The organism is Kitasatospora sp. NPDC004615 (assembly GCF_042873545.1).
Taxonomy (GTDB): Bacteria; Actinomycetota; Actinomycetes; order Streptomycetales; family Streptomycetaceae; genus Kitasatospora.
The window spans coordinates 208,779-235,690 of sequence record NZ_JBIALQ010000006.1 but is presented as its reverse complement, the minus strand read 5'-3'; the positions used below and the strand labels follow the sequence as shown (position 1 = coordinate 235,690).

Annotated in this window: 21 protein-coding genes, 1 tRNA gene and 1 pseudogene; 11 read left to right on the top strand and 12 right to left on the bottom strand. The window is 71.6% G+C overall.

The annotated features are described in order from the left end of the window. The first annotated feature begins 344 nt into the window (after positions 1 to 344). Positions 345 to 1,592 (top strand): sensor histidine kinase, encoded by a 1,248-nt coding sequence (locus ACFYS8_RS22190; RefSeq protein ID WP_387643240.1) that lies wholly within the window; start codon positions 345 to 347, stop codon positions 1,590 to 1,592. Continuing rightward, entirely contained in the window at positions 1,580 to 2,230 is a 651-nt protein-coding gene (locus tag ACFYS8_RS22185; protein ID WP_387643238.1) for a response regulator, read from the top strand. Before ACFYS8_RS22190 ends, ACFYS8_RS22185 begins: the two co-directional genes overlap by 13 nt. 127 nt (positions 2,231 to 2,357) lie before the next feature. Here the strand turns inward: ACFYS8_RS22185 and ACFYS8_RS22180 are convergent. Continuing rightward, positions 2,358 to 2,429: transfer RNA gene (locus ACFYS8_RS22180), tRNA-Val, on the bottom strand. 175 nt (positions 2,430 to 2,604) lie between these two features. On the opposite strand from ACFYS8_RS22180, the gene ACFYS8_RS22175 reads away from it, so the two are divergent. Both ACFYS8_RS22175 and ACFYS8_RS22170 read left to right on the top strand, forming a co-directional pair. After that, complete coding sequence (locus ACFYS8_RS22175) at positions 2,605 to 3,864, top strand: hypothetical protein (RefSeq protein ID WP_387643236.1); 1,260 nt, start codon at positions 2,605 to 2,607, stop codon at positions 3,862 to 3,864. Positions 3,865 to 3,959: 95 nt separating this feature from the next. Beyond that, the gene (locus tag ACFYS8_RS22170) at positions 3,960 to 4,178 is read left to right on the top strand and encodes a zinc ribbon domain-containing protein (protein WP_387643234.1); all 219 of its coding nucleotides are present in this window, start codon (positions 3,960 to 3,962) and stop codon (positions 4,176 to 4,178) included. A gap of 70 nt (positions 4,179 to 4,248) precedes the next feature. Here the strand turns inward: ACFYS8_RS22170 and ACFYS8_RS22165 are convergent, their stop codons facing one another. From ACFYS8_RS22165 to ACFYS8_RS22155, 3 genes and pseudogenes are all read right to left on the bottom strand, one after another. Next, a complete protein-coding gene (locus tag ACFYS8_RS22165) occupies positions 4,249 to 5,091 on the bottom strand; it encodes an HAD family hydrolase (protein ID WP_387643232.1) in 843 nt (280 codons plus the stop codon). Between the two features lie 30 nt (positions 5,092 to 5,121). Further along, positions 5,122 to 7,656 (bottom strand): annotated as a pseudogene (locus ACFYS8_RS22160) (phosphoribosyltransferase). 303 nt (positions 7,657 to 7,959) lie between these two features. After that, positions 7,960 to 9,132, bottom strand: a complete 1,173-nt coding sequence (locus ACFYS8_RS22155) for an HpcH/HpaI aldolase/citrate lyase family protein (RefSeq protein WP_387643231.1) — start codon at positions 9,130 to 9,132, stop codon at positions 7,960 to 7,962. Between the two features lie 277 nt (positions 9,133 to 9,409). Here ACFYS8_RS22155 and ACFYS8_RS22150 point away from each other — a divergent pair, with 277 nt between their 5' ends. Continuing rightward, a complete protein-coding gene (locus ACFYS8_RS22150; RefSeq protein WP_387643229.1) occupies positions 9,410 to 10,531 on the top strand; it encodes a TerD family protein in 1,122 nt (373 codons plus the stop codon). A gap of 108 nt (positions 10,532 to 10,639) precedes the next feature. Here the strand turns inward: ACFYS8_RS22150 and ACFYS8_RS22145 are convergent, their stop codons facing one another. Then, positions 10,640 to 11,380, bottom strand: a complete 741-nt coding sequence (locus ACFYS8_RS22145) for a Tellurium resistance (protein ID WP_387643227.1) — start codon at positions 11,378 to 11,380, stop codon at positions 10,640 to 10,642. Between the two features lie 233 nt (positions 11,381 to 11,613). On the opposite strand from ACFYS8_RS22145, the gene ACFYS8_RS22140 reads away from it, so the two are divergent. Next, the gene (locus tag ACFYS8_RS22140) at positions 11,614 to 12,720 is read left to right on the top strand and encodes a DUF2637 domain-containing protein (protein ID WP_387643225.1); all 1,107 of its coding nucleotides are present in this window, start codon (positions 11,614 to 11,616) and stop codon (positions 12,718 to 12,720) included. A 109-nt stretch (positions 12,721 to 12,829) separates the two neighbouring features. Here the strand turns inward: ACFYS8_RS22140 and ACFYS8_RS22135 are convergent, their stop codons facing one another. Continuing rightward, entirely contained in the window at positions 12,830 to 13,918 is a 1,089-nt protein-coding gene (locus tag ACFYS8_RS22135) for a DUF475 domain-containing protein (protein ID WP_387643224.1), read from the bottom strand. A gap of 48 nt (positions 13,919 to 13,966) precedes the next feature. Next, positions 13,967 to 14,542 (bottom strand): TerD family protein, encoded by a 576-nt coding sequence (locus ACFYS8_RS22130; RefSeq protein ID WP_387643222.1) that lies wholly within the window; start codon positions 14,540 to 14,542, stop codon positions 13,967 to 13,969. Between the two features lie 690 nt (positions 14,543 to 15,232). Here ACFYS8_RS22130 and ACFYS8_RS22125 point away from each other — a divergent pair. Continuing rightward, a complete protein-coding gene (locus ACFYS8_RS22125; RefSeq protein WP_387643220.1) occupies positions 15,233 to 15,553 on the top strand; it encodes a hypothetical protein in 321 nt (106 codons plus the stop codon). Positions 15,554 to 15,611: 58 nt separating this feature from the next. Here ACFYS8_RS22125 and ACFYS8_RS22120 read toward each other — a convergent pair whose 3' ends face one another. The 3 genes from ACFYS8_RS22120 to ACFYS8_RS22110 form a co-directional block, all read right to left on the bottom strand. Beyond that, positions 15,612 to 16,187, bottom strand: a complete 576-nt coding sequence (locus ACFYS8_RS22120) for a TerD family protein (RefSeq protein WP_387643847.1) — start codon at positions 16,185 to 16,187, stop codon at positions 15,612 to 15,614. A 129-nt stretch (positions 16,188 to 16,316) separates the two neighbouring features. Further along, positions 16,317 to 16,775 carry a peroxiredoxin gene (locus tag ACFYS8_RS22115; RefSeq protein ID WP_387643218.1) on the bottom strand — a complete coding sequence of 153 codons (459 nt, stop codon included), beginning with the start codon at positions 16,773 to 16,775 and terminating at the stop codon, positions 16,317 to 16,319. Between the two features lie 204 nt (positions 16,776 to 16,979). Then, complete coding sequence (locus ACFYS8_RS22110) at positions 16,980 to 17,417, bottom strand: DUF3052 domain-containing protein (protein WP_387643217.1); 438 nt, start codon at positions 17,415 to 17,417, stop codon at positions 16,980 to 16,982. A gap of 458 nt (positions 17,418 to 17,875) precedes the next feature. Between ACFYS8_RS22110 and aceE the strand changes: the two genes are divergently transcribed. Further along, positions 17,876 to 20,626: a pyruvate dehydrogenase (acetyl-transferring), homodimeric type gene (gene aceE / locus ACFYS8_RS22105; RefSeq protein ID WP_387643215.1), complete on the top strand. Its 2,751-nt coding sequence runs from the start codon at positions 17,876 to 17,878 to the stop codon at positions 20,624 to 20,626. Positions 20,627 to 20,745: 119 nt separating this feature from the next. On the opposite strand, the gene ACFYS8_RS22100 is transcribed toward aceE, so the two are convergent. After that, positions 20,746 to 22,266, bottom strand: coding sequence for a hypothetical protein (locus ACFYS8_RS22100; protein ID WP_387643213.1), 1,521 nt, complete (start codon positions 22,264 to 22,266; stop codon positions 20,746 to 20,748). Positions 22,267 to 22,416: 150 nt separating this feature from the next. After that, positions 22,417 to 24,006 carry an MFS transporter gene (locus ACFYS8_RS22095; protein ID WP_387643212.1) on the bottom strand — a complete coding sequence of 530 codons (1,590 nt, stop codon included), beginning with the start codon at positions 24,004 to 24,006 and terminating at the stop codon, positions 22,417 to 22,419. 127 nt (positions 24,007 to 24,133) lie between these two features. Between ACFYS8_RS22095 and ACFYS8_RS22090 the strand changes: the two genes are divergently transcribed. The 3 genes from ACFYS8_RS22090 (at position 24,134) to ACFYS8_RS22080 (ending at position 26,842) form a co-directional block, all read left to right on the top strand. Further along, positions 24,134 to 24,799 (top strand): TetR/AcrR family transcriptional regulator, encoded by a 666-nt coding sequence (locus ACFYS8_RS22090; RefSeq protein WP_387643211.1) that lies wholly within the window; start codon positions 24,134 to 24,136, stop codon positions 24,797 to 24,799. Between the two features lie 85 nt (positions 24,800 to 24,884). After that, positions 24,885 to 26,171 carry a histidine kinase gene (locus ACFYS8_RS22085; protein ID WP_387643210.1) on the top strand — a complete coding sequence of 429 codons (1,287 nt, stop codon included), beginning with the start codon at positions 24,885 to 24,887 and terminating at the stop codon, positions 26,169 to 26,171. After that, positions 26,168 to 26,842, top strand: a complete 675-nt coding sequence (locus ACFYS8_RS22080; RefSeq protein WP_387643209.1) for a response regulator — start codon at positions 26,168 to 26,170, stop codon at positions 26,840 to 26,842. The genes ACFYS8_RS22085 and ACFYS8_RS22080 overlap by 4 nt, the downstream gene beginning before the upstream one ends. Positions 26,843 to 26,912: the final 70 nt, after the last annotated feature.

Here is a 26,912-nt window from a genome sequence, read left to right as displayed (position 1 = left end):
CCACCGTCCAACGGCGCCCGGCAACCCTGGCCAGGGCGCTCAAAGGAACGCGTCCAGCCGAGTAGCAACGGTGGAAGGCGAGTTCGCCGGTGCGCCGGTTGCGTCGAATGAGCAACGACCGGTGACCCTCGCTGCTCGCCGGGCTGTCGATCTCTACTTGGGCTCGCTCGTCGTCGTCCGGGTCGGCATCAGTCTCGGGAACATCGTCGTCAAGGACTTCCGCAAAGCCGAGATGCTGTCCGCCGACAGGCCAGGATCAAGATCTACAGGTGGTACTAGGTTCACCACGAGATCGGGTACAGGCTTCATGGCGCCGTCCTCCTGCGGTGCCCTAGCGTCGTGCCATGACGATTCCAGCTGGACTGAGACGCACGGTCCTCCGGGCGCAGCGGGACACCGGTTTTCTCGCCGCCGGCGTGCTGCCGCACCTGGCGCTGGTGCCCGTGTGGGCCTGGGCGGCGACGACTACCGCCAGGACGGGGAACTGGCTCTTCACGGTTTCCGTGTCGACCGCCCTGGTCCTGCTCGGCGCCCCGGTGCTGACGGCCGTTCAGCGGGTTCGCTACCGGGTGCTCATCGGTGTAAACGTCCCCCGGCTCACCCCCACCGCGCCGGAACAACGGACGTGGGCCTCGACCGCCCGGTGGCTCGCGGCGACGCGGCCTTGGCGCAAGATCGGCTACCACCTCGTGCTGGGCCCGCTGCTCGCGCTGCTGGAGCTGCTGGTGCTCGCGGTGGCAGCGGCATGCCTGGCGGGCGCCACCGCCTGCGCCTGGTCGTGGGCGCTGCCGACCGGAATCCGCCAGGACTGGTTCGGCTACCTGACCCAGCTGCCGGCTTACACAGCGGCTGGTCTCCTCCTCCTGTGCGCCCTGCCCTGGACCGCGCGGGCAGTAGCCCGGGCCGAGGCGCGGCTGGCGGTGGGCCTGCTCGGGCCCAGCCAGGCGCAGCGGCTCCAGGAGCGGGTCGATCAGCTGGCCGTGAGCCGGACCGACTTGATCGAGGCCGTCGACGCGGAGCGCCGCCGGATCGAGCGCGACCTGCACGACGGCACCCAGCAGCGGTTGGTGTCTCTCGCGGTCAATCTGGGTCTGGCCATTGCCACCCGCCCGGACCTGCCGAGTGATGCCCGCGAGGTGATCGCCGGAGCGCACCTGGAGGCGAAGGAGGCGATCGCCGAACTCAATGACCTGGTGCGGGGGCTGCACCCGGCCGTGCTCGAGGACCGAGGTCTGGACGCGGCGTTGTCCGGGCTGGCTGCCCGGACGCCCCTGCCGGTGCGGCTGCGGGTCGATCTGGAGGAGCGGGTGGCGCCCAACGTGGAGTCGGTCGCGTACTTCGTGATCTCTGAGGCGCTGACCAATGCGACGAAGCACGCCAACGCGATGCAGGCGGAGGTGATAGTCCGCCAGGTCGGCGAGGTGCTGCGAGTGCGCGTCACCGACGACGGGCTGGGCGGTGCCGACGCCGCCTCCGGCACGGGGCTGACCGGGCTGGCCAAGCGGGTCGGCTCCCTCGACGGGGCCTTCCACGTCAGCAGCCCCGCCGGCGGGCCCACCACCATCACCGCGGAGCTGCCGTGCGCGCGGTGATCGCCGAGGACTCGGTGCTGTTGCGGGTCGGCCTGATCAAGGTGCTGGAGATCGGCGGGTTCCAGGTGACCGCCGAAACCGGCGATGCGGAAGGGCTGTTGGCGGCGGTGGCGGAGCACCGGCCCGAACTCGCCCTGATCGACGTCCGAATGCCGCCGGACTTCACCGACGAGGGGGTGCGAGCGGCGATGGAGATCCGCCGGCGCTGGCCGGGGACGGCGGTGGTGCTGCTTTCGCAGTACGTGGAGGAGCGGTACGCGGCTGACCTGCTGTCTGCGAACACCAGCGGTGTGGGCTACCTGCTCAAGCAGCGGGTTGCCGATGTCGCCGACTTCGTGGCGGCGGTCCGGCGAGTGGCGGACGGGGGCACGGCCCTGGACCCGCAGGTCGTCGCCCAGTTGCTGCTGCGGCGCGAGAGCAACCCGCTGGCGCGGCTGACCCCCCGCGAACGGGAGGTGCTCGGTCTGATGGCCGAGGGGCGCTCCAATGCCGGCATCGCGCAGGCGCTGGTGGTCAGCGAGAGCGCCGTGGCGAAGCACATCAACAACATCCTCGCCAAGCTCGACCTGCCCGTGGTCGACGCGGACCACCGCCGCGTCCTGGCCGTGCTGCGGTTCCTCGGAGCGTCCCGGGCCTGACCTTCCCGTCCGTGATCACGATCTACGGCTGGAGTACTGGGGGATCTCCGGGTCAACGAGGTGTGCCGCAACGTCGGAGGCCCTCCCGCCGGGTGGGCGGAAGGGCCTCTGACCTGCAACTTCTGAGTGGGCGCAGACGGTTTCGAACCGCCGACATCCGCCTTGTAAGGGCGGCGCTCTACCGCTGAGCTATGCGCCCGCGCCGAAGTGGACCGGTGGGCCGGTCGCACGACGAATGGACAGACTACCTGGTCCCGGGAGTGGTCCGCCGCCCCCTGGGGAGAGGGGGTGTCGTCGGGGGGTGCCGTGCGGGGTGGGTGATCGGGAAGAATGGCGAGTGGAGTGGTGGGACGGGACGGAGCAGGGAGCACGTGGTGAGGGTGGCCGGCGGCGGTGGCGGGGGGCGGGGCGGCTGGTGGGGCGGCGGCCGGCGGGACGGCGCGCGCGCGGATGCCAGGGCGGCCCGGGAGGCGGCGCAGGAGTCGTTCTACGAGCTGGATTCGGCGCAGCGGGACGCGCTGCTCGCGGTGGAGACGGTGAAGTCGGCGGGTGAGCCGTCGACCGCGCGCCGGGTGGAGCGGGAGTACGCGGAGCTGGTGGCCCGGATCGACCAGGTGACGGTGGCGTATCTGGGGGCGCTGGACGCGGTCGATCTGGAGGCGGCCGAGCTGGACCCGTCGGCGGCGTTCCGGGCCAAGCAGCAGTTGGAGCAGGCCAAGCGCGAGCTGGACTCCAAGCGTGCGGAACTGGGTACTTTCGTCAGCCGGCTGCAGCCGCTGGTGGAGCATGCCGAGGCGCAGCTGATCCGGGTGACGCCGGCGGTGGAGCGGGCCAGGCAGGCGTTGCTGGCGGCGAGTGTCGCGTTGGATCAGGCGCGGGGCGCGGGATTGCGGGCGGACGACCTGGCGGCGCGGCTGGCCGAGCTCGCGCCGGAGCTGACCAGGCTGAACCAGGGCGTCTCGCAGCACGGTGTGCCGGCCACGCTGCAGCGCGCGGAGGACGTGGTGCGGCGGGCGGAGGAGGTCCGGGCGGAGGCGGCGAAGCTGCCTGAGCGGGCCGGCGAGATCGACCGCCGGGTGGGCACCCTGCGGACCAGGATCGACGCGCTGGAGAACCGGGCCGGCACGGTGGAGCCCGCGCTGAGCGAGTTGCGGCGGCGGTTCTCGGCGGCCTGCTGGCAGGACCTGCAGCACGTGTCGGCGCAGACCGCGGACGCGGTGCGGACGGCCAGGTCGCGGCTGACGGACACGGTGCGGGCCCGGGGCGAGCAGCGGTGGGCGGACGCCACGACGGCGATCGGCACCGTGCGGGCGCTGCTGGACACCGCCGAGGGGTCGGTGACGGCCGTCAACGAGCGGCTGCGGCAGCTGAACGAGGTGCAGCACGATCCGCAGCGCGAGATCGAGCGGGCCCGGTTCGCGCTGCGCGACGCCCAGCGGTTGGCGATGGCCGGCCGGCAGGCGCCGGACCCGCGGCACGCCGGCCCGCTGGACGCGGCGGTGGGCCGCCTGGACCGTGCGGTCGCCTCGCTGGAGCAGGCCGGCCGGCACCCCGACTACTGGCAGTTCCTGACCGAACTGGCGGCGGTGCGGGAGACGGCGGCCGAGGTGGTCTCGATGATCCGCCGCCACTGAACGGCCGACACCGGCTGGGCGCCCGCCGTCCCCGACCGGCCACTGGGCGGACCGACCGGGCACCGACCCGGTCACCCCTCGGTACCCTGCTGACCATGCCTCGCTACGACTTCCGCTGCCGCTCCTGCGGCGCCACGTTCGAACTCAGCCGCCCGATGGCCCAGGCCAACGACCCGGCCGTCTGCCCGGAGGGCCACCCCGACACCGTGAAGCTGCTGTCGACCGTCGCCGTGACCGGCGGCGCGTCCGGCGCTGCCGCCCCGGCCCCGAGCGGCGGGGGCGGCGGCTGCTGCGGGGGCGGCTGCTGCGGCTGACCGGCACCCACCGGCCACCAGTCACACGTCACGGGCCACCGGTCACGCGTCATAGCCCACCGGCCACGGGTCAGCTCACAACCGCTACCTCCCCCGCGCGGACCCGGGCCAGCATCTGCCGGATGATCTCCTCGCCCGCCGCGACGCCGATCTCGGTGAGCGCGGTGACGCCCTCGGCGCTCCACCCGGTCTCGGCGAGTTCGCCGTGGCCGGGTCGCCAGCCGTGGTCGGCGGTGAGCAGCAGGTCCGCGTCGAGCAGTGAGTCTCCGGCGGCGAGGACGGTCCGCGCGCCGGTGCGGCGGCGGACCTCGGCCAGTGCGGCGCTCTTGGAGAGCGGTGCGGGCACCGCGTAGACCTTGCGGCCCTGGAGGGAGACCGTCCAGCCGCGGTCGGCGCACCAGGCGGTGAGTTCGTCGATCCAGCCGGCGGGGAGTTCGGCGCGTTCGACCACCAGGTAGGCGAACAGGTCGTCGGCGACCCGCCGCTTGTGCGTCCACTCGGGGTCGGCGGCGATGGCGAGGTGTTCGACGACCTCGGGCAGCGGGGCGCTGGCGGCGTCCAGCCGGGTGCGGATCTCGTGCTGCCAGTCGGGGTCGGGCACGCCGTCGACCAGTAGGTGGCCGCCGTTGGCACAGACCGCGTACGGGGGTATCCAGCCGGGGGTGGGGCCGGGGAGGTTGATCCGCTCGTACTGGGTGCGGGTGCGGGTGGTGATCGGGACGACGGGGGTCTGCTCGGCGAGTTCGGCGAGCAGTTCGGCGGCCGTCTCGGTCATGAAGGAGAGCGCCTTGCCGTCGTGCACCTCCACCGAGAGCAGTCGCGGGGCGAGCCGGTCGGGCACGTCCAGAGCGAGCGCGCGGTTGGAGTAGACGAGGGTGCGGTCGAGGTCGCTGGCGACCAGGAACTGCGGCACGGGCGGGGTCTCCTTCGGTCGGGGGCAGGGTCAGGTGTGGACGGCGGTGCCGTCCGCGCCGGTGGCGCCACGGGTGTAGCGCGGGTGGATGAGACCGACGCAGCTGTACGGCAGGTGGTCGATCTCCTCGACGGGGACGCCGCGTTGGGCGGCGAGCAGCCGGACGTGGTCGAGGTCGGCGCCGGTGCCGCGGCGGGCGAGGATCCGCCAGGGGACGCGGCGCAGCAGCACCCGGGTGGTCTCGCCGACGCCGGGCTTGACCAGGTTGACGCTGTCGATGCCGTACTCGGCGCTTATTCGTTCGACGGCGGCCCAGCCCTCCCAGGTGGGGGTGCGGTCGGCGGTGGCGAGCAGGGCGGTTTCGGCGGCGACGGCGGCGGCGACGGCCGGGAACTCGGCGGCGACGGTGTCGACGAACCGGGCGGAGACGTCGGCCTCGGCCAGGTGCCGGTAGTACTTGGCGCCGTGGAACTCGCCGGGACCGGTCAGGTCGGCGCGCAGCACGGTGCGGGAGACCAGGCCGGAGACGGTGGAGTTGAGGCAGGCGGAGGGGATCAGGAAGTCGTCGCGGGTGCCGTAGGTACGCACGCAGCTGCCGGGGTCGGCGAGGACGGCGAGGCCGGGGTCGAAGCCGGTGCCGGCCAGTGCCTGCTCGAGTTCGCGGGTGATGGCGCCCTTGCCCGTCCAGCCGTCGACGAAGACCACGTCGGCGGCGCGGTGGTGGGCGGCGAGGTGCTTCAGCGCGACCTGGTCGATGCCGCGGCCGCGGACGATGGAGACGGTGTAGTGCGGCACGTCGAGGCCGTGGGCGTGGGCGAGCCAGCGGCGGATCAGGATGCCGACGGGGGTGCCGGCCCGGGCCAGCGAGGCGAGCACCAGGTGCGGTCCGCGTTCGCGCAGCAGGGTTTCGGCGACGGCGCCGACGGCGGTGGCCAGCCGGGTCGCGGAGGCGGCCAGCGCGGTGTGGAACAGCTGCTGGTACTCGGGGCTGGGCTGGTACTCGACCGGCAGCGACTCGGCGTAGTGGGCGCCGCCGGACTGCACGGCCTCCTCGCGTTCCTCGACGGGTGCTTCGAGGTGGACGTCGGAGAGGTCCTTGAGCAGCCAGGTGACGTCGGTGGCCGGGTAGCTGGAGAAGGCCGGTCCGTGCAGTGGGCGGGCGGCGGGCGGGGAGGGGGCGGTGTGTGCGGTCATGCCGGGCCTTCGGTGGGGTGCGCAGGGGTGATGCTCTGGCAGCGGGTGGTCGGCGGGGCGTCAGGCGGGTGGCGCTGGGCGGTACGACGGGAGAACGGCGAGCACCACGTGGTCGGTGGCGGTGCGCAGGCGGGGCAGCAGGGCGTCGGGGCCGTGGTGCAGGGCGGGGGTGTCGGCGGGGTCGTCGACGACCAGGACGACGGTGTCGAAGCGGCGGGCCGGATCGCTGCCCGGGGCGACGTTGTAGGCGTAGCGCTCGGTGGCGTCGTCGCCGGCCGGGTCGTCGTGGGCGGTGAAGGCGAGCCGGGTGCGGATCGCGTAGCCGGGGTGGTCGTGGGCGAACACCGGGGAGCGGGTGGTGGTGGAGAACCGCACCTCGGCGTCCGGGAGTTGGCGTTGCAGGGCGTCGGCGAGCCGCAGCGGGGCGTACATCAGCTCTTCGCAGCCGAGCACCAGGATGCGGCGGGGCCGGGGGCCGACGGCGGCGGCGAGGGCGGCGCCGAGCGCGGGGAGCGCATCTTCCAGCCGGCGGCGGTGGGCGGGGGTGAAGCCGTGCCGGCCGCCGTCCGGCAGGCCGTCCGGCCATGGCAGCCAGAGATGCGCCAACTCGCCTGCGGGCTCGACGGGTTGTGGCTGCTCGGGGGTGGCGTCGATGAGTTCCCGGGCGCGGTCCAGGACGCCCTCCGGCAGCTGGACGCCGCCGCCGGCGGTGGCCACCAGGTCGAGCCGGGCGCCGAGTTCGGCGGCGGCGACCTCCAGGCGGGCGCGGTCGGCGGGGGTGCGCAGGTCGACCAGGGCGACCACCACGTACCGCTCGCGGGGGTGCGCGGCGTGCAGGGCGCGGATGGTGTTGAGCACCGTGGTGCCGGTGGAGAACTCGTCGTCGACCAGCACCAGCGGCCCGTCCCCGGCGAGCAGCCCCGGATCCTCGGGCAGCAGCAGGTGGCTGGTGGCGTGCGAGTGCTCCTCCTCGAAGCCGCCGAGCGGGACGAGGCCGGGCACCGGGCGGCGGGTGGAGTGCAGGTAGGGCGCGTCGAGGCCGTCGGCAACGCTGTGGCCGAGGGCGGTGGCGGTCTCCGCGTAGCCGAGCACCACGGCCCGCGCCGCCTCCGCGGGGCCGAGCAACGCGGCCACCCGGCGGCCGAGTTCGAGCCCGGCGCCGTGCACCACCTCGGGCCGCTGCGGGACGTGCTTGCCCAGCACCTGGGAGACCAGCAGGTGCGCGCGCTTGGGGTTGCGGCGCAGCGCGAGGCCGATCAGCGCGGTGAGTTCCGGCCCGCCGGTCAGGCGCAGGCCCAGCCGGTCGGTGACCCACTGGCCGGTCCAGGGGTCGGCCCCGACCGGCCCGGGGGCGGTGGTGTCTACGGTCATCGGGGGCTCCTCTCATCACGACGACGGGTGGTGCGGGTGGTGCTGCTGGTGCCTGGAAGGACGCACGGCTGCACGTCCGGGTTCGAGCGTACGGGGAGCGCAACTGCCCGCGGATCGGCCGACCGGCCAACCTCCGCGCACCGATCGGCGCGAATCGGATGACCGTCCGGTGGACACCGGCATCGTCCGATCGGCTGACTCCGGATCAGAAACCGGCCCAGAAACGGGCGCAGGAAGCAGGACGAAGGAGGCAGGGCACAGGAAGCAGGGCCCGGGACGCGCAGGACTCAGGACGCACAGGACTCAGGACACACAGGCCGAGAGCAGTTCGGCGAACGACACGTCGGCCCGCGCGACGCCGAACACCCCGGCGCGCAGCAGCACCCGCTCGGCCCAGGCCCGGTGCGGCTTGGCCTCGTTCATCTTGTTGGTGTACGCGGAGCGGCTCACCCCGCCGCCGCCCCGGTGCTGCTGCAGGATGTCGCTGGCGTCGCACAGTTCCTCGTGGGTGACCACGGACAGCGCGTGCACGGCGGCGACATGGCTGGGGTGGATGCAGGTCTTGCCCAACAGGCCGTTGGCCCGGTCGAGTTCGATCTCCCGGATCAGCCCGTCCAGGTCGTGCTCGATCAGTCGCTGCCGGACCTGGTCGGCGGGCGGGGTGACCTCGGCGAACGGGGTGCGGCGCAGCTGCGGCTTGAACATCCGTTCCTGGAGCGGGAAGTACTCCCAGACCGGACCGGTGACGGTGAACCCGGTGCCGTCGGCGCGGCCCAGCACGTTGACCACGTCGCCGATCACCTGGGCGACCAGCGCCACGTCGTAGGCGGTGAGGTCGGGCGAGCGGCGCAGCCCGTACGCGGAGCACAGGTCGGTCACGCCGAGCCGGACCGCGAGGACCCGGTCGCGGTGCTTGTCGAGCAGCCGGGCGATGCCGAACAGCTGCTCGCGGCGGCTCTCCAGGTGGGCGAGTTCGGGCGACTCCAGCACCGGCATCACGAACAGCCGCTGCCCGCCGGTCTCTTCGGCGCGGGCCAGCGCGTCCAGGAAGGGCCGCCCGCTGTCCTCGGTGAACTTGGGCACCACGAAGCCGCTGAGCAGCCGCAGCGCAGGCCCGAGCCGCCGGGCCAGGTCGGTGATCTGCTCGGGAGCGCGGACCCGGACGAACAGCAGCGGCAGCTGCGAGGCGGCGTCATCAAGGGCAAGCTCGGTGAGTTGGGCGACCAGGTTGTGCTCGGCGTCATCCACCTCGTGGTCGGCTATCGCGTCCTCCAGGCACAGCACCATGGAGATCACGCCGCGGGCGGCCTGCCGCCGGATGTCCCGGGCCAGGGTGGGACGGGTGGCGGGGCTGTAGAGCGTGGCGCCGAGCGCGGTGGCCAGGACGTCCGCCCCGCTGTCCCGGTCGAAGGCGACGGGCTGCTCGTGAAAGAGCCGGTTGCGGACGTCGTCCGCGAGATGCCCGAAGTGGCGCAAAGTGCTCTCCCGCTCTGATCTGTGGGGCCCGCTCGGGGCCGCGTACGGCTGACGCCTCGACACATGGACGGTTGGCGTGGCCGGATAGTTCACCGCGGCGGCGGTCGCCGCGGTGGGGTCGGGAGCACCGGGCCGCCGGCCGCCCATCGTACGACCGGGCAACACCGGGGAAGCAGTTCGGAACCCCGAGTCCCACCGGCCGGCCGCCACCGCCCGGACTCGCCGATACCGCGCCCGCGTTGTCCCGGGCCCCGGGCAGGCGGCAGGATGGTGCGTTATGACGCACGTGATGGCGAAGGGCGCCAACATCCCGCTGACGGCCAACGCCGTCCGTGCCGTCCTGCGTTGGACGGACACCCCGGGCATCCCGGACGTGGACGCCTCGGCCCTGCTGCTGGCCGAGGACGGCAGGGTCCGCGACGACCTGGACTTCGTGTTCTACAACCAGCCCCGGCACCCGTCCGGTCTGGTCCGCCACCTGCCCAAGCAGGCCGCGGACGGCTGGATCTGGGACGCGGTGGAGATCGACCTCGCGAAGCTGCCCGCCGGGGTGGACCGGGTGGTGCTGGCCGGTTCCGCCGAGGGCGGGTCGTTCCCCGCCGTGCCGGGCCTGCGGGTGCTGCTGTTCGACGCCGGCCTGCCCGAAGGGACGCCCGCGCTGGCCGAGTTCGCCGTCGACGAGTACGAGCAGGTGACGGCGCTGGTCGCCGCCGAGCTGTACCGCCGCTCCGGCAGCTGGAAGTTCCGCGCCGTCGGCCAGGGGTACGTGAACGGGCTGATCGCGCTGGCCACCGACTTCGGCATCACCGTCGAGGACTCCACGGGCGACGGCGGCACCCCGCTGTCCGCCGACCCCCGCCTGCCCGACCCGGCCACCGCACCCGCGGCCGCCACCGAGCCGCCGGTGTCCGCGCCCGCCCCGCTCCCGGTGGACGAGGACGACTGGACGATCGCCCCGGCCCTGCCCACCCAGGCCCAGGCCCCCGCCCCGGCGCCGGTCGCCGCGCAGCCCGCCCCGATCGTCGCCCCGCCGCCGCCGGCGCTGCCGCCGACCGTCCACCACGCCGCGCAGCCCCCCGTCCCGCAGGCCGCCGGGTACGGCTACCCACAGCCGCAGCAGCAGGGCTACGGCTACCCGCCGGCTCAACCCCAGCCCCAGCCGCAGGCAGGCGGCTACGGCTACCCCCACCCGGCCGCCCCCGGCTACGGCCACCCGCAACCGCAGGCGGGCGGCTACGGCTACCCGCAGCAGCCGCCCGCGCCGCCCACCCACCAGCAGCCGGTGCAGCAGCAGCCCGCACCCGTACCGCAGCAGCCCGCCCAGCAGCCCCCGGCACCCCCGCAGCCGGGCGCGCCGTTCGCACTGCCGCCGCAGGGCCCGCAGTTCCAGCCGCGCTGACCGCACCGGCGCACCAGAGCGCCAAAGCACCGCGACGCCGAGCACCAAGGCGCCAAAGCACCGCAACGCCGCAACGTCACGGCGCCGCAACATCACGGCGCCGAAGCGTCAACTCCCGGGCCGGTCGGGGGTCTTGTACCCCCGCTCCCACTGCATGCCGAAGCCGTACAGCCGGTCCAGGTCCGACTGGAAGCCGTGCACGTACTTCACCTCGCGGCGGATCGTCAGCTTGCCCTCGCCGTCGTTCTCGATCAGCACCACCGCGCACGAGCGGGCCGCCGCGGCCCGCTCGTCCAGCTTGATCTCGATCCGCGGGCCGCTCTGCGGAACGATGGTGACCACCGCCTGGGTGCGGTCGAACGCGGGGGTGTCGTCGTAGATGTAGACGAACACCAGCAGCCGCTTGAACTGGTCCTTCTTCTCCAGGTTGATGTGCATGGTCTCGCCGGACGAGGCGCCTGACACGTCGTCACCGGAGAGTTTGATGTACGGCGGCCGGTTCAGGTCGCCGAAGAGCCGGCCGAGCGGCTGCACCACGCCCCGGGTGCCGTCGGCGAGTTCGTACAGGCAGGCCAGGTCGAGGTCGACGTTCAGCGGGGCGGACCCGCCGGCGGTGGGCGCCAGCGGGCGCAGGATCCGCGGGTCGAAGAACCGGCGCAACGCGTTGCCCGCGGTGGGCCGGTCAGCGCTGCGGGTCGACCAGTGCAGGTTGATGTACAGGTAACCGGTGGTGGCCGCCGAGCCCGTGATCGCGTGTTGTGGCTGCGACTTGGTCAGTGTGACCTTGAACTGCCCTCCGGTGTCGAAGCTGTTGCGGTCCCCTTTCAGGAACTCCCACACCGAGACCATCGTGTCCTCCCCCAGCGCCGGTTCTGTCCTAGCTCTCCAATACCCACCCACGGGGTCCTGAGTCAACGTCAACCCGCTGGTACGGACCGCTGGCAGAGGGTTCGTCACTCCCGTACGATGCCCGCCCCCAGGACGCGATATCGTCTGTCCGCACAGGTGTCCCGTGCGTTGTCCCGTGCGCCACGTCACCTCCAACTTCCCCTGCCCTGCGGAAAGCCGAGGCCCTCCCCGCGATGAACCTCTCCTCCATACAGCTGGTCTGGGCCGTGGTCGGCGGCGCAGCCCTGCTGTTCACCGCCATCCTGGTGGCCTTCCTGCGTTTCAAGAACAACAAGGCCGAGGAGTCCGGCGACTCCTGGGAGCGCAGCGAGGAGCGCCGCCGCCGCAAGGAGGCCATCTACGGCGGTGCGTCGTACGTCCTGCTGTTCTGCTGCGCCGGCGTCGCGGCCGCGCTGTCCTTCCACGGCCTGGTCGGTTTCGGCCAGCAGAACCTGAACCTGTCCGGCGGCTGGGAGTACCTGGTCCCGTTCGGCCTGGACGGCGCGGCCATGTTCTGCTCGGTGCTCGCGGTGCGCGAGGCCAGCCACGGTGACGCGGCGCTCGGCTCCCGCATGCTGGTGTGGCTGTTCGCGATCGCCTCGGCCTGGTTCAACTGGGTGCACGCCCCGCGCGGCGGTTCGCACGACGGCGCCCCGCAGTTCTTCGCCGGCATGTCGATCTCGGCGGCCGTACTGTTCGACCGGGCGCTGAAGCAGACCCGCGTGGCGGCGCTGCGCGAGCAGGGCCTGGTCCCGCGTCCGCTGCCGCAGATCCGCGTGGTCCGCTGGCTGCGCGCCCCGCGCGAGACCTACGCGGCCTGGTCGCTGATGCTGCTGGAGAACGTCCGCAGCCTGGACGAGGCCGTCGAGGAGGTCCGCGAGGAGCGCCAGGCCAAGATGGACGCGAAGATCCGCGCCCGCAGCGCCGACCGCCGCGAGCGGGCCGAGCTGAAGGCGATCTCCCGCCAGAACGGCGTGCTGGGCCGGAGCCGGGGCGGCCGTCAGGTGCCCGCCCTGACCGCCGCGGGCGACTCCCCGTCGTCCGCTACGGAGCCTGCCCTAGCCGCCGAGGAATCCGCTCTCGACCGGGTCGGCGCCTCCGCCCTGGAGCCCGCCGCCCTGAACGCCGGCCGTCGCCCCCGCGCCGCCGTCGAGTCGCCCACCACCGGCAGCGGCTCGTACTCGTCCAGCAGCTCGTACTCGTCGAGCATCGACCTGACGATGGACGAGGACACCCTGTCGATGCCGAAGCTGGACTCGCTGGAGCGCAAGCTCCGGGCGATCGAGCAGCAGCTCGGCTGAGGCCCGGCAGCTCGGTCTGAACCCCGCAGCGCGACCGGAACCCGCCACAAACGAGAGCCGCCCACCGGGAAGTTTCCCGGTGGGCGGCTCTCTGCGTGCGGTGCGCCGGCTAGCTCTCGGCCGGCGAGGCGCCCTCCAGCGCCTGTTCCCGCTTGTTGCGGACCATCGAGCTGGCCAGTGCCGCGCCGATGAAGGCGACGCCGACCAGGCCGGTGACGAGCTCCGGGATGTGGTACTTGATCGAGGCGAGCAGGATCAGCGCCAGCGCGCCGATCGCGTAGTGCGCGCCGTGCTCCAGGTACACGTAGTCGTCCAGGGTGCCCTTGCGGACCAGGTAGACGGTCAGCGAACGGATGTACATCGCGCCGATGCCGAGGCCCAGGGTGATCTGGAAGATGTCCTGCGAGATGGCGAACGCGCCGACCACGCCGTCGAAGGAGAAGGACGCGTCCAGCACCTCCAGGTAGAGGAAGAGGAAGAACGCGGCCTTGCCGCCGACCTGGACGATCGACTTGCCCTTGCGCTCGGCCTCGTGCTCGGCCTCCTCCTGCTCCTCCAGGCCGGCCTCGAAGACCCCGGAGAGGCCGTTGACGGCGAGGTAGGTGGCCAGACCGCAGACACCGGCCAGCAGGACCGTTTCGGCGCGGTCACCGGCGAACAGCCGGGCCGACACGGCGAGCAGCACCAGCGCGATGACCGAGGAGAGGGCCTCCAGCTTGCCGATCTTCTCCAGCGGCTTCTCGATCCAGCGCAGCCAGTTGAACTCCTTCTCCTCCAGGATGAAGTCGAGGAAGATCATCAGCAGGAAGATGCCACCGAACGCGGCGATCGCCGGGTTGGCCATCTCCAGGTACTGCGCGTAGGTGTGCCCGTCGTGGGTCTTGCTGGAGTCGAGCGCCAGCTGCACCACGGTCGCCGGGTTGAGGTGCGCGGTCAGGGCCACCACCAGCAGCGGGAAGACCAGCCGCATGCCGAAGACCGCGATCAGCACACCGACCGTCAGGAAGATCTTCTGCCAGAAGGCGTTCATCCGCTTGAGAACGGTGGCGTTGACGACGGCGTTGTCGAAGGACAGGGAGATCTCGAGGATCGAGAGGATCAGGACGACGCCGAATCCTTCGGCCCCCCAGATCAGGCCGGCGGCAATCAGGCCGGCGATCGTGATGGCGAAGGACCATCCGAACGTACGGAGGAACACGGGGTCAGTTACCTTTCTGGCTACCGGAATTGACCGATTCCGGGCTGCTTACTGAACGTTGACGCCAAAATCGAGCGCGATGCCGCGCAGGCCGGAGGCGTAGCCCTGGCCGACGGCACGGAACTTCCACTCGCCCTGGTAGCGGTACAGCTCGCCGAAGATCATCGCGGTCTCGCCGGACGCGTCCTCGGTGAGGTCGTAGCGGGCGATCTCGTTGCCGTCGCTCACGTTGGCCACACGGATGTAGGCGTTGGAGACCTGGCCGAAGCTCTGCAGCCGGGCGTCGGCGTCGTAGATGGACACCGCGAAGACGACCTTGTCGATCTGCACTGGCACCAGGTCGAGGTGGACGTCGACCACCTCGTCGTCGCCGTCACCGTCGCCGGTGAGGTTGTCTCCCTGGTGCTCGACCGAGCCCTCGGGGCTGCGCAGGTTGTTGTAGAAGACGAAGTACTCGTCGCCGAGGACCCGGCCGCCGGAGCACAGCAGTGCACTGGCGTCCAGGTCGAACGGCGCGCCAGTGGTGGACCGGGCGTCCCAGCCGAGGCCGATCCGAACCTGCGTCAGGTTCGGCGCGGCCTTGGTCAGCGAGACGTTTCCGCCCTTGGCAAGGGTGACGGTCATCGGACTTTCCTCCCAGCTCCCGTCTCCGGGGCTCCCGGGGTGTACAGCGGTGGTCTGCCGTCGAAGCCGCCCGGGAGGGCCGGTCCGACGGGGCGCGCCCGAAGGACGCACCCCAAGAGATCTACGCCCCTCGACGGCCGTACAGTGCTGCACACCCGACTGAACTTCCTGAACTCCGCTCTCTCCGCCCGGCCCGGCCGCCGCGCCCCGCGGGCCCGAAATCGCCCCGCGCGCACCCCGGCCGGGGGCGGATCGCGGCCGAATCTATCAAGCCCCCGCCCCGGTTCCGCTCCGACCGGGACCGGCCGGAACCCGCCCGGTACGCTGCCGGGACCGCCGGACGAACCGTCGCGCGGGCACGGACGCATCAGGACGGACAGAGGGAGCACCGCAACGATGCCGTTCGAACCGCTCGACCGCACCGACCCCGAACCCGTAGGCCCCTACCGGCTGTTGGCGCGCCTCTGCGTCGGCGATGGGTCCCTCCTGCCCGGCGGCGGGCAAGGAGGGAGGGGCGGGTCTACCCGGCCCGTCCGGCCGGCGGCCGGACCGTCGCGGTCAAGGTGGTGCGCGCCGAGCTCGCCGGCAACGCCGAGTTCCGCGAGCGCTTCCGCCGCGAGGTGACGGCCGCCCGGTCCGCCGGCGGCACCTTCACCGCCCCGGTGGGGGACGCCGAACGGCCTGCAGGGCGTGCGGATCGCCGACGGCAAGCAGGTGTGGGCGAAGACCTCCGACCGCTCCACCCACATGTGGTACTCGGCTCCCACGGCCGGCAAGCACGTCGTCTACTCGATACTCGGCGGCCTGACCATGACCAGCCAGGGCACCACCGACACCCCTGCCGCCCCGAGCCGGGTGGTGGCCTTCAACGCGGTGGACGTGGTCAACCACAAGCTCCGCTGGACCTTCCAGACCAGCGCCTCGATCGACCTGCCCTGGCACCTGGCCGGCAACGACGACCTGCTGATCGCCGTCCAGGGCGACCGCGTGATGGCGCTCCCCGCGGAGTAGCGACGGCGACGGGCCGGGCCCGCGAACGGACCCGGCCCGCACCGCGCCCGGCGCAGCCTCAGACGTTGACGCCGAAGTCCTGCGCGATGCCGCGCAGGCCGGAGGCGTAGCCCTGGCCGATGGCGCGGAACTTCCACTCGGCGCCGTTGCGGTACAGCTCGCCGAAGACCATCGCGGTCTCGGTCGAGGCGTCCTCCGACAGGTCGTAGCGGGCGATCTCGGCACCGCCGGCCTGGTTCAGCACCCGGATGAAGGCATTGCGGACCTGGCCGAAGCTCTGCTGCCGGTTCTCCGCGTCGTAGATCGACACCGGAAAGACGATCTTGGCCACGTCGGCCGGGACGCCGGCCAGGTCGACCTTGATCTGCTCGTCGTCGCCCTCGCCCTCACCGGTGAGGTTGTCGCCGGTGTGCTCGACCGAGCCGTCGGCGCTCTTCAGGTTGTTGAAGAAGATGAAGTCGGCGTCGGAGCGGACCCGGCCCTGCTCGGTGCAGAGCAACGCGCTGGCGTCCAGGTCGAAGTCCGTGCCGGTGGTGGTGCGTACGTCCCACCCGAGGCCGACAACCACGGCGGTCAGGCCGGGCGCCTCCTTGGTGAGCGAGACATTGCCGCCCTTGCTCAGGCTGACACCCACGTGGTCCTCCAAGAAGTCGGGTTCCCGATCCGTCAACGGCCCGATCGTAGTGCGGGGTTCCCGGCCGGGGGTGGCGACTCGGCCCGGCGCCGCGCCGAAAATCGGCCCGGCGCCCGGCCGAGGGTGGTGTCAGAGCGCGCCGAGGGCGGCCAGGTACTCCTGGGTGTCACGGGCGTCCGGGAGGCCGTTGACGACGCTCCAGCGGACCACGCCCTCCTTGTCGATGACGAAGGTGCCGCGGACGGCGCAGCCCTTCTCCTCGTTGAAGACGCCGTAGGCGCGGGAGGCCTCGCCGTGCGGCCAGAAGTCCGACAGCAGCGGGTACTCAAGGCCCTGCTGGTCGGCGAAGACCCGCAGCGAGAACGGCGAGTCGACGGAGACGGCGAGCACCTGCACCTCGTCGTTCTGCAGGCGCGGCAGCTCCTTCTGGATCTCGCAGACCTCGCCGGTGCAGACACCGGTGAAGGCGAACGGGTAGAAGACCAGGACGACGTTCTGCTCGCCGCGGAAGTCGGACAGCTTCACCGACTCGCCGTGCTGGTTCTTCAGCTCGAAGTCGGGGGCCTGGGCGCCGATCTCGATGGCCATGAGGGGACCTTCCTGCCGGATCTTGGTGGTGCGGGCAGGGAAATCTTCCCACTCGCACATCCCCAGTTCGGCCGTTCGGGTGAGGCGGTGGGGCCGTTCGAGGCGTCGTTCAGCCCTGAGCGAACAAGGTGGCGGTGGCAACGGAACGCGGGCCCCGGCGGAGTCTTCTCCGCCGGGGCCCGCATTTCGGTCGCGGTCCGAAGCTCAGCGCTTGCCGGTCTTCGAGGCCTTCGGGGTGGCCAGGCGGGTACCCGCCCAGTCCTTGGCGATCGCCACCGAGCTGGTCTGCGACAGGCCGGCAGTCTTGGCGGCATCGGCGATCTCGTGCGCCTCGACGTGCCCGTCACGGCCGGTCTTCGGCGTCAGCAGCCAGATCAGGCCGCCCTCCGCCAGGTACTCCAGGGCGTCGACCAGGGCGTCGGTGAGATCCCCGTCCTCGTCGCGGTGCCACAGCAGGACGCCGTCTGCGACGTCGTCGTAGTCCTCGTCGACGAGTTCGGAGCCAGTGATGTCCTCGATCCCCTCGCGGAGGTCCTGGTCACTGTCTTCGTCGTACCCGATCTCCTGAATGATCTGGCCCTGTTCGAAGCCGAGACGAAGAGCCGGGTTGGACTTGTCCGCGGGGTCCGCGGTCGCGCTCACGGGAATAACCTCCAGTATTCGGCTCGGCATCCATGCCGAGGCTGTGGCCGTAGTCCACACGGGAGCGGCGGTTCGCGCAAGTACCCGACCCCCGATCCCACCCAAAGGTTGACGCGTCGGGGGCCGACACGCCGCCCTCCGTGTGGCCAATTGCTCCGAAATGTCCGTATCCGTACCGGACCGGGACGCTTCGTCGCCCACCCACACGCAGACCGTACGCCTGCCCGAGATACGAACGGCATTCGGGCCAGCCGTGTGTGCGGGCGTAAAGTCTTCTGTTGGCCCTCATCCCGGCCGGCCGCCATCGTCCGGCCGGGGTCCCAGGTCGGACCACCTCCTGACCGTACCGCCCAACCGGCGGAACGGTTACCGATCGGTAGAGATGACGGATCTCCGAACGCGGTAGCACGATGGAGGCGGCGCGACAACTCAGTTTCGACCGACAGTGAAGGAACAGCGTGGCTTCCGGATCCGATCGCAACCCGATCATCATTGGCGGCCTCCCGAGCCAGGTCCCGGACTTCGATCCCGAGGAGACCGCGGAATGGCTGGAGTCGCTTGACGCTGCCATCGACGAGCGCGGGCGCGAGCGTGCCCGCTACCTGATGCTGCGGCTGATCGAGCGCGCCCGTGAAAAGCGTGTCGCCGTGCCCGAGATGCGCAGCACGGACTACGTCAACACCATCGCCACCAAGGACGAGCCGTTCTTCCCCGGCAACGAGGAGATCGAGCGCAAGATCCTCAACGCGACGCGGTGGAACGCGGCCGTCATGGTCTCCCGCGCCCAGCGTCCCGGCATCGGCGTCGGCGGCCACATCGCCACCTTCGCCTCGTCCGCGTCGCTGTACGACGTGGGCTTCAACTACTTCTTCCGCGGCAAGGACGCCGACGGCGAGTCCGGCGACCAGGTGTTCTTCCAGGGCCACGCGTCGCCGGGCATCTACGCCCGCGCCTTCCTGCTGGACCGACTGACCGAGCAGCAGCTCGACGCGTTCCGCCAGGAGAAGTCCAAGGCGCCGTACGGCCTGTCCAGCTACCCGCACCCGCGGCTGATGCCGGACTTCTGGGAGTTCCCGACCGTCTCGATGGGCCTCGGCCCGCTCGGCGCGATCTACCAGGCCCGGATGAACCGCTACCTGGAGCACCGCGGCATCAAGGACACCTCCGACTCGCAGGTGTACGCCTTCCTCGGCGACGGCGAGATGGACGAGCCCGAGTCGCTCGGCCAGCTGTCCCTGGCCGCCCGCGAGGGCCTGGACAACCTGACCTTCGTGGTCAACTGCAACCTGCAGCGCCTGGACGGCCCGGTCCGCGGCAACGGCAAGATCATCCAGGAGCTGGAGTCGCAGTTCCGCGGCGCCGGCTGGAACGTCATCAAGCTGGTCTGGGACCGCACCTGGGACCCGCTGCTGGCCCAGGACCGCGACGGCGTCCTGGTCAACAAGCTGAACACCACCCCGGACGGCCAGTTCCAGACCTACGCCACCGAGACCGGCTCGTACATCCGCGAGCACTTCTTCGGCGGCGACCTGCGCCTGCGCGCCATGGTCGAGAACATGACCGACCAGCAGATCCAGCACCTGGGCCGCGGCGGTCACGACCACCGCAAGGTGTACGCCGCGTTCAAGGCCGCCCGCGAGCACAAGGGCCAGCCGACCGTCATCCTGGCGCAGACCGTCAAGGGCTGGACGCTGGGCCCCAACTTCGAGGGCCGCAACGCCACCCACCAGATGAAGAAGCTGACGGTCGAGGACCTTAAGCGCTTCCGCGACCGGCTGCGCCTGCCGATCACCGACAAGCAGCTCGACGAGGGCTACCCGCCCTACTACCACCCGGGCCGCAACTCGGAAGAGATCCAGTACATGCACGACCGCCGCAAGGAGCTCGGCGGCTACGTGCCCACCCGCAAGGTCCGCCCGCGCAAGCTCGAACTCCCGGGCGACGACGCGTACAAGGCGGTCAAGAAGGGCTCCGGCAACCAGACCATCGCCACCACCATGGCGTTCGTCCGGGTACTCAAGGACCTGATGCGGGACAAGGGCATCGGCAACCGCTTCGTGCCGATCGCGCCCGACGAGTACCGCACCTTCGGCATGGACTCGCTCTTCCCGTCCGCCAAGATCTACAACCCGCTCGGCCAGACCTACGAGTCGGTCGACCGCGAGCTGCTGCTGGCGTACAAGGAGTCCCCGTCCGGCCAGATGCTGCACGACGGCATCTCCGAGGCCGGCTGCACCGCCTCGCTGATCGCCGCCGGCTCGTCCTACGCGACGCACGGCGAGCCGCTGATCCCGGTCTACGTCTTCTACTCGATGTTCGGGTTCCAGCGCACCGGCGACCAGTTCTGGCAGATGGCCGACCAGCTGGCCCGCGGCTTCGTGATCGGCGCCACCGCCGGCCGCACCACGCTGACCGGCGAGGGCCTGCAGCACGCCGACGGCCACTCCCAGCTGCTGGCCTCCACCAACCCCGGTGTGGTCGCCTACGACCCGGCCTACGGGTACGAGATCGCCCACATCGTCCAGGACGGCCTGCGCCGCATGTACGGCTCCTCCGCCGAGCACCCGCACGGCGAGGACGTCTTCTACTACATGACCGTCTACAACGAGCCCATCAAGATGCCGGCCGAGCCGGAGGGCGTGGACGTCGACGGCATCCTCAAGGGCCTCTACAAGCTCGCCGAGGGCGGCGCCGGCCAGATCCCCGCGCAGCTGCTCGCCTCCGGCGTGGCGGTGCCGTGGGCCCTCGAGGCGCAGCGCATCCTCGCCGAGGAGTGGAACGTCAAGGCGGACGTCTGGTCGGCCACCTCCTGGAACGAGCTCCGCCGCGACGCCGTCGAGGCCGAGGAGTTCAACCTGCTGCACCCGGAGGAGCCGCAGCGCGTCCCGTACGTGACGTCGAAGCTCTCCGGGGCCGAGGGTCCGTTCGTGGCCGTCTCCGACTGGATGCGGGCCGTCCCGGACCAGATCTCCCGCTGGGTGCCCGGCCAGTACCAGTCCCTGGGTGCCGACGGCTTCGGCTTCGCCGACACCCGCGGCGCGGCCCGGCGCTTCTTCCACATCGACGCTCAGTCGATCGTCCTGGCCACCCTCACGGAGCTGGCTAAGCAGGGCAAGATCGACCGCTCGGCGCTGAAGTCCGCGATCGACCGCTACCAGCTGCTCGACGTGGCCGCGGCCGAGCCGGGTGCCGCGGGCGGCGACGCCTGATCGCTCTGACACAGAGATCCGCCCGAGGAGGGAACTTCCCTCCTCGGGCGGATCTTTGCGTTGCGGCCTTCCGCTTCGCGCGGTTCCCCGCGCCCCTGCGGGGCGCTGTGGACGTCGCGTCAGACGTGGGCCAGCGGCCTGCTCTCGCTCGCGTCGCGCTCCGCGGGCTTCGTCGCCGGGGCGGCGAGCAGCGCTGCCGGGGCCAGGACGAAGGCCAGGCCGGTGGCGAAGATGCCGTAGATCAGGTGCTTGGTGTTCTCGATCGCCTCGCCGTACATCGCGGTGACGAACTGCGTCAGGGTCACCCCGCCGAGGCAGATCATCAGCGCCAGGAACGCCCGGCGTCGCGGGTTGCCCGCGCTGCGGCGCAGCCACCACGCACCGGCCGCGGCGAGGGCGAGCTGGAGGCCGAGGACGAAGCCGCCGCCGAAGGTCCGCAGGAAGCCGGTGTAGAGGGAGAGGCGGTGTTCCTGCGCGCCGGCCGGCTTTCCGGCGCCGACCGGGTAGGTGCCGAGGTTCTCGGGGCGGGAGGTGGCGAAGTCGTCCAGTCCGCCGTCGGCGATCCGGAGTGCGACGCCGGGGTGGCGCAGCAGGTAGCCGCCGATGTTGCCGTAGGTGATCTTGTCCTTGACCTCCGGCCAGCGCGGGTCCTTCTGCGGGGCCTTCTCGCCCCACCAGTTGAGTCCGGCGTACTGGCCGAAGTCGGCCGGGAGGCCGAGTGCGACGGCGTCCTTCTCGGGGTGGGGGCTCTTGCCCATGATCCCGACGAAGATCATCTCGGTCCGGTTGATCTCCTTGAACGAGTCCATCTGGAACATCAGCGTGTGCAGCCCGGCCGCGCCGACGACCGCCGCCGCGGCCAGCGGCAGGGCCCGGGAGCCGAGGCGGCCGGTCCACCGGCCGATCGGGACGCGGGACGTCAGCAGCAGTATCAGGAACGGGACGGCCATCGTCAGCGCCTGCATCTTGGACGCGCACACCGTCACCGAGCCGACGGTGAACACCGCGAGGCCCAGTACCCGGGCCCGGCGCGAGCCGCCGAGGTGCATCGCTCCGGCGGTGGCGAACAGCAGGCCGGTCAGCCCGGCCAGCTCGCTGAACGGCGAGGCGGCGTAGTCCGCGACCACCGAGTCGCCGACGACCACGAACAGCGCCGCGCAGACCAGCAGGCGCAGCGTCAGGCGGCCGCGCAGGGCGACCGCGAAGACCGCGAACGCCAGGCCCACCAGGGCGCACCAGAGCAGTGCCTGTGCCCGCAGGTCCAGGTAGCCGTGGTAGCCGAGCAGTCGGCTGATCGGCCGGGCCAGTTCCGGCATCCACTGGCCGCTGCCGGGGTAGCGGTTGCCGGGGGGGCATTCGCCGGGCAGCGCGTGGTCGTAACGGAAGTTGGCCCATTTGAACCACCACCAGGAGCCCTCGTCGAGGTGCACCTTGGCGTCGAGGGCGCACATCCGGCTCGGGCCGTCGCCGTTGTCGGCGAGGCCGATCGGGCCGTTGTGGAAGATCCGGACGACCATCGCCGCGGCGGCCGCCAGCCCCACCAGCGGGCCGAACACCCACCAGCGCCCGAGGAACGCCGCCACCCGTTCCGTTCGGCGACGCGGCACTGCCTGGCGCCCCTGCGTTCTCTGCTCACTCACGGACCGCACCTTAGTGCAGTAATCGAATATCGAATCGAGTGCCAGGAGGGGGGCAAAAAGATCGCAAAACCCGCGCGGGCAACCCCCGGAAAACGGAGCGGCCCGTCCGCGGGAAGAACCTCCTTCCCCCGGACGGGCCTTGGCGGTGCGTCAGATGTGCACGGCCGGACCGGCGTCGTTCGCGCCGCGCTTGGTGAGCAGGCCGAGGGCCGCCGCGACGGCGGCGACGATCGCGGCGACGGTGAAGGCCAGGCCCATGCCGCTGACGAAGGACGAGTGGACGGCGTCGGCGATGCCCTGGGTGACCTCGGCGGGGACGCCGGGCTGGGCCGGCGGGGCGATGCCCAGCTGGGCGAGCTGCTTGAGACCCTCGCCCTGCTCGCCGCCGGGCAGCGGCTGGCCGGTGGCGGCGGTCCACTTGCCGGGGAGCACGCTGGTGACCTTGGAGGCCATCACCGCGCCGAGCACGGCGGTGCCGAGGCTGCCGCCGACCTGCATCGCGGCCTGCTGGAGGCCGCCGGCCACACCGGACAGCTCCAGCGGGGCGTTGCCGACGATGACCTCGGTGGCGCCGACCATGACGGGGCTGAGGCCGAGGCCCATCAGCAGGAACCAGAGCGACATCACGCCGTTGCCGGAGTGGATGTCCAGGGTGGACATGCCGAGCATCGCGCCGGTGGTGAGCAGCATGCCCACCATGATCGGGATGCGCGGGCCGATCCTGCCGATCAGGAAACCGGCCACCGGAGCGCCGACGATCATCATGCCGGTCATCGGCAGCAGGTGGACGCCCGCGTCGACCGGCGCCATGCCGTGCACGTTCTGCAGGTAGAAGGTGACGAAGAAGATGCCGCCGAAGAACGCGAAGGCCATCAGCACCATCAGCAGGGTGCCGGCCGACAGCGGCACCGAGCGGAACAGCGACAGCGGGATCAGCGGCTCCTTGGCGAAGTTCTGCCAGACCGCGAACACCACCAGCGCGAGCACCGCGCCGCCGAGGAAGAGCAGCGTGGCGGGGTCGCCCCAGCCCCAGGTCGGGGCCTTGATGATGCCCCAGACCAGCATGAACATCGCACCGGAGAGCAGCACGATGCCGGGGATGTCGAAGGACTTGGCGGCGTTATCGGCGCGGACGTCCTTGAGGATCAGCAGGCCCAGGACCAGCGCGACGATGCCGACCGGGATGTTGATGAAGAACACCGACTCCCAGTTGACGTGCTCGACCAGCAGACCGCCGACGATCGGACCGGCCGCGGTGGAGGCACCGATGACGCCGCCCCAGATGCCGATCGCCATGTTGAGCTTCTCGGCGGGGAACGCCCCGCGCAGCAGGCCGAGCGCGGCGGGCTGGAGCAGCGCGCCGAACAGGCCCTGCAGCACCCGGAAGAAGATCACCTGCTGGATCGAACCGGCGAAGCCGATCGCGGCGGAGGTGGCGGCGAAGCCGACCGCGCCGACCAGGAAGGTCGACTTGTGGCCGAACCGGTCGCCGATCTTGCCGGCGGTGATCAGGAAGACCGCCAGGGCCAGCAGGTAGCCGGAGGTGACCCACTGGATGTCGGCGGGGCTGGCCTTCAGGTCGGTCTGGATCGCCGGGTTGGCGATGGCGACGACGGTGCCGTCGAGGGCCACCATCATGACGCCGACGGCGACGGTGAGGAGGGTCAGCCAGGGGTGCCCCCGCAGCTTCCCTCCGGCGGCCGGGGCCGCCTCCTTGTCGAGTACGACGGACTGGCTCATGGCTCGGAACTTCCCCGTTCGTGTGGTGTGGCGAGAGAGCGGCTCGGCCATTATGTCAGTCGCTGACAATCGACATGCCGTGACTTGTGCCACTTGATGACAAATGGCAGGACGCTATCGTAGAAGCATGGCCACCCCGCTCCCCGCCGCCGTCCAGCCCCCCGCTGGCCTGCGCGAACGCAAGAAGCAGCGCACTCGCGACGCGTTGATCGGCGCCGCGCACCGACTGTTTCTCGGCCAGGGCTTCGCACAGACCACGGTGGACGAGATCGCGGCCGAGGTGGAGGTCTCCCAGCGCACCTTCTTCCGGTACTTCGCCAACAAGGAGGAGGTCGCCCTCGCGGTGCTCGCCGACGTCGAGGAAGAGTTCCTCGAGCGGCTGCGCACCCGGCCCGCCGAGGAGAACCCGCTCCAGGCGATGCGCGGCGCGGTGCACGAGGTCTGGCAGGCCATCGACCAGGACCGCGGGGCCCGCTACGGGACCGTCACCGCCGTCCTGGAGCTGTTCGAACTGATCGAGTCCACCCCCACCCTGCTCGCCGCCCACCTGCGGCACTCCTTCCAGCAGGAGGGCGAAGTGGCCCGGATCCTCGCCGAACGCGAGGCACTCGACCCGGAGACCGACCTGCGCCCCCGGCTGCTCGCCGCGGTATTCGGCACCGTGGTGCGGATCTCGCACCTGTCGTACGCCGCCAGTGCCGACCAGCACAGCCACTGCACGGACGGCATGCTGGCCCTGCTGGAGCGCCACTTCGACGAACTCGGACCGGCGCTGGCCGGCTCCTGGCGCTGAGGGCCCGAGTAGTACTCCGGTATCACCCCCGTCGCCCGACCGGAGTATGAGGACACCGGCCCCGCCCCGTTCTACCCTCGGCCCGGTGACCACCTGGAAGACCTTCCTCAGCGCCCTCGTCGAACCCGTCCCGAACCACCGGCCGCCGCTGGCCAATGCCCGCAAAGCATGGATGCGGGCGCTGCCCTTCGTGGTGGTGCTGGCCATGATCGGTGCGCTGCTGCCCACCGGCATCGTCGCGCTGACGCAGTTCTACGGGGTGAACGGGGGCCTCGCCGCCGCACTGGCCACGGTCCAGGCCGGGGCGCTGGCACTGGCCCTGGTCCGGCCGCTGACCGCCTGGCAGCTGGTGGCACCGTCGGTGCTGGTCGGCGCGGTCGTCACCCACGGCGAGGCCGCCACCCAGGCCTGGCCGTGGCCGGTCCCCACCCTGCTGAGTTACCTGTTCCTGATGGTGTTCCTGGCGATCCGGGAGAGCGGACGCACCCTGCTCGCCGTCTGGGCGGTCACCTTCGTCGGCAACAGCCTCAGCTGGTCCGTCTTCAACGAGCACTTCGACGGCACCTCGGTGGTGGTCACCGTGCTCTCCGGGGTGATCCTGCTGCTCGGCTGGAGCCTGCGCAGCCGCGACGAGGCGAAGCGGCTGCTCGCCGCCCAGGAACAGATCTCCGAGACCGAACGCGCACGACGCACCTTGCTGGAGGAACGCGCCCGGATCGCCCGCGAGTTGCACGACGTGGTCGCCCACCACATGTCGGTGATCGCCGTCCAGGCCGACAGCGCCCCGTACCGCCTCGAGGGCCTGCCCGAGCCCGCCGTCGCCGAATTCGGGCAGATCGCCTCCGCTGCCCGCGGCTCGCTCGCCGAGATGCGGCGCCTGCTCGGCGTGCTGCGGGCCGCCGACACCGAGGCCGACAAGGCCCCGCAACCGGGCCTCGACGACCTGCCGGGCCTGCTCGCCACCGTGGCCCAGGCCGGCGTCCGGGCCGAACTCGACCTCGCCGACGACGTCCGGGCCCTCGGCCCCGTCCCCGAGGCGGTCGGCCTGTCCGCGTACCGGATCGTCCAGGAAGCCCTGGCCAACGTCGTCCGGCACGCCCCCGGCGCCACCGCCCGGGTCCGGGTCGCGGCGGCCGACGGCGCCCTCACCGTGGACGTCCACAACGACCCGGCCCCCGGCAAGGCCACCGCCGTCGAAGTCTCCGCCTCCACCGGACACGGCCTGACCGGAATGCGGGAACGCGTACGTCTGCTGGATGGCACCCTGGACACCGGCCCGACCGCCGACGGCGGCTACCGGGTCGCCGCCGTCCTGCCGATCGACCGCCCCGCAACGGCGGTCGGCACCGCCCCAGGGGAGAACACCGCATGACCATCCGCGTCCTCATCGTCGACGACCAGGCGATGGTCCGCGCCGGCTTCGCCGCCCTGCTCGGCGCCCAGAGCGACATCGACGTGGTCGGCGACGCCGCGAACGGCCTCCAGGCCCTGGAAGTCAGCCGGCACACCCACCCCGACGTGGTCCTGATGGACGTCCGCATGCCCGAGATGGATGGCCTCGAAGCCGCCCGCCACCTCCTCGACCCCCCGCCCGGCGTGATCCACCGCCCCCGCGTCCTGATGCTCACCACCTTCGACGTCGACGACTACGTGTACGAGGCCCTCCGCGCCGGCGCCTCCGGCTTCCTCCTCAAGGACGCCCCACCCGCCGACCTGATCAACGCCGTCCGCGTGGTCGCCGCCGGCGACGCCCTGCTCGCCCCCTCCGTCACCCGCCGCCTGATCGCCGACTTCGCCCAGAACCGCCCCACCCCCCGCCGCGACCCCCGCCTCCGCCTCAACGGGCTCACCCCCCGCGAGACCGAAGTCCTCGAACTCATCGCCCGCGGCCTCTCCAACCAGGAAATCGCCGCCCACCTGATCCTCGCCGAACAGACCGTCAAGACCCACATAGGCCGCATCCTCGCCAAGCTCAACCTGCGCGACCGCGCGCAGGCCGTCGTCCTCGCCTACGAGAGCGGCTTGGTGCAGCCCGGCAGTTGAGCAACCTCCTCGCGCCCCTGGCTGCCCGCGCTCCCACCCAGGTATGACGTGCGTCTTGGCTCCGCAGGGT

Bases quoted from the DNA above. Each gene is read 5' to 3' on its own strand.
- ACFYS8_RS22190 (WP_387643240.1), top strand. From the start codon at position 345: ATGACGATTCCAGCTGGACTGAGACGCACGGTCCTCCGGGCGCAGCGG.
- ACFYS8_RS22170 (WP_387643234.1), top strand. From the start codon at position 3,960: ATGCCTCGCTACGACTTCCGCTGCCGCTCCTGCGGCGCCACGTTCGAA.
- ACFYS8_RS22115 (WP_387643218.1), bottom strand. From the start codon at position 16,775: ATGGCCATCGAGATCGGCGCCCAGGCCCCCGACTTCGAGCTGAAGAAC.
- ACFYS8_RS22130 (WP_387643222.1), bottom strand. From the start codon at position 14,542: ATGACCGTCACCCTTGCCAAGGGCGGAAACGTCTCGCTGACCAAGGCC.
- ACFYS8_RS22095 (WP_387643212.1), bottom strand. From the start codon at position 24,006: ATGAGCCAGTCCGTCGTACTCGACAAGGAGGCGGCCCCGGCCGCCGGA.
- ACFYS8_RS22090 (WP_387643211.1), top strand. From the start codon at position 24,134: ATGGCCACCCCGCTCCCCGCCGCCGTCCAGCCCCCCGCTGGCCTGCGC.
- ACFYS8_RS22140 (WP_387643225.1), top strand. From the start codon at position 11,614: ATGAACCTCTCCTCCATACAGCTGGTCTGGGCCGTGGTCGGCGGCGCA.
- ACFYS8_RS22080 (WP_387643209.1), top strand. From the start codon at position 26,168: ATGACCATCCGCGTCCTCATCGTCGACGACCAGGCGATGGTCCGCGCC.
- ACFYS8_RS22150 (WP_387643229.1), top strand. From the start codon at position 9,410: ATGACGCACGTGATGGCGAAGGGCGCCAACATCCCGCTGACGGCCAAC.
- ACFYS8_RS22145 (WP_387643227.1), bottom strand. From the start codon at position 11,380: ATGGTCTCGGTGTGGGAGTTCCTGAAAGGGGACCGCAACAGCTTCGAC.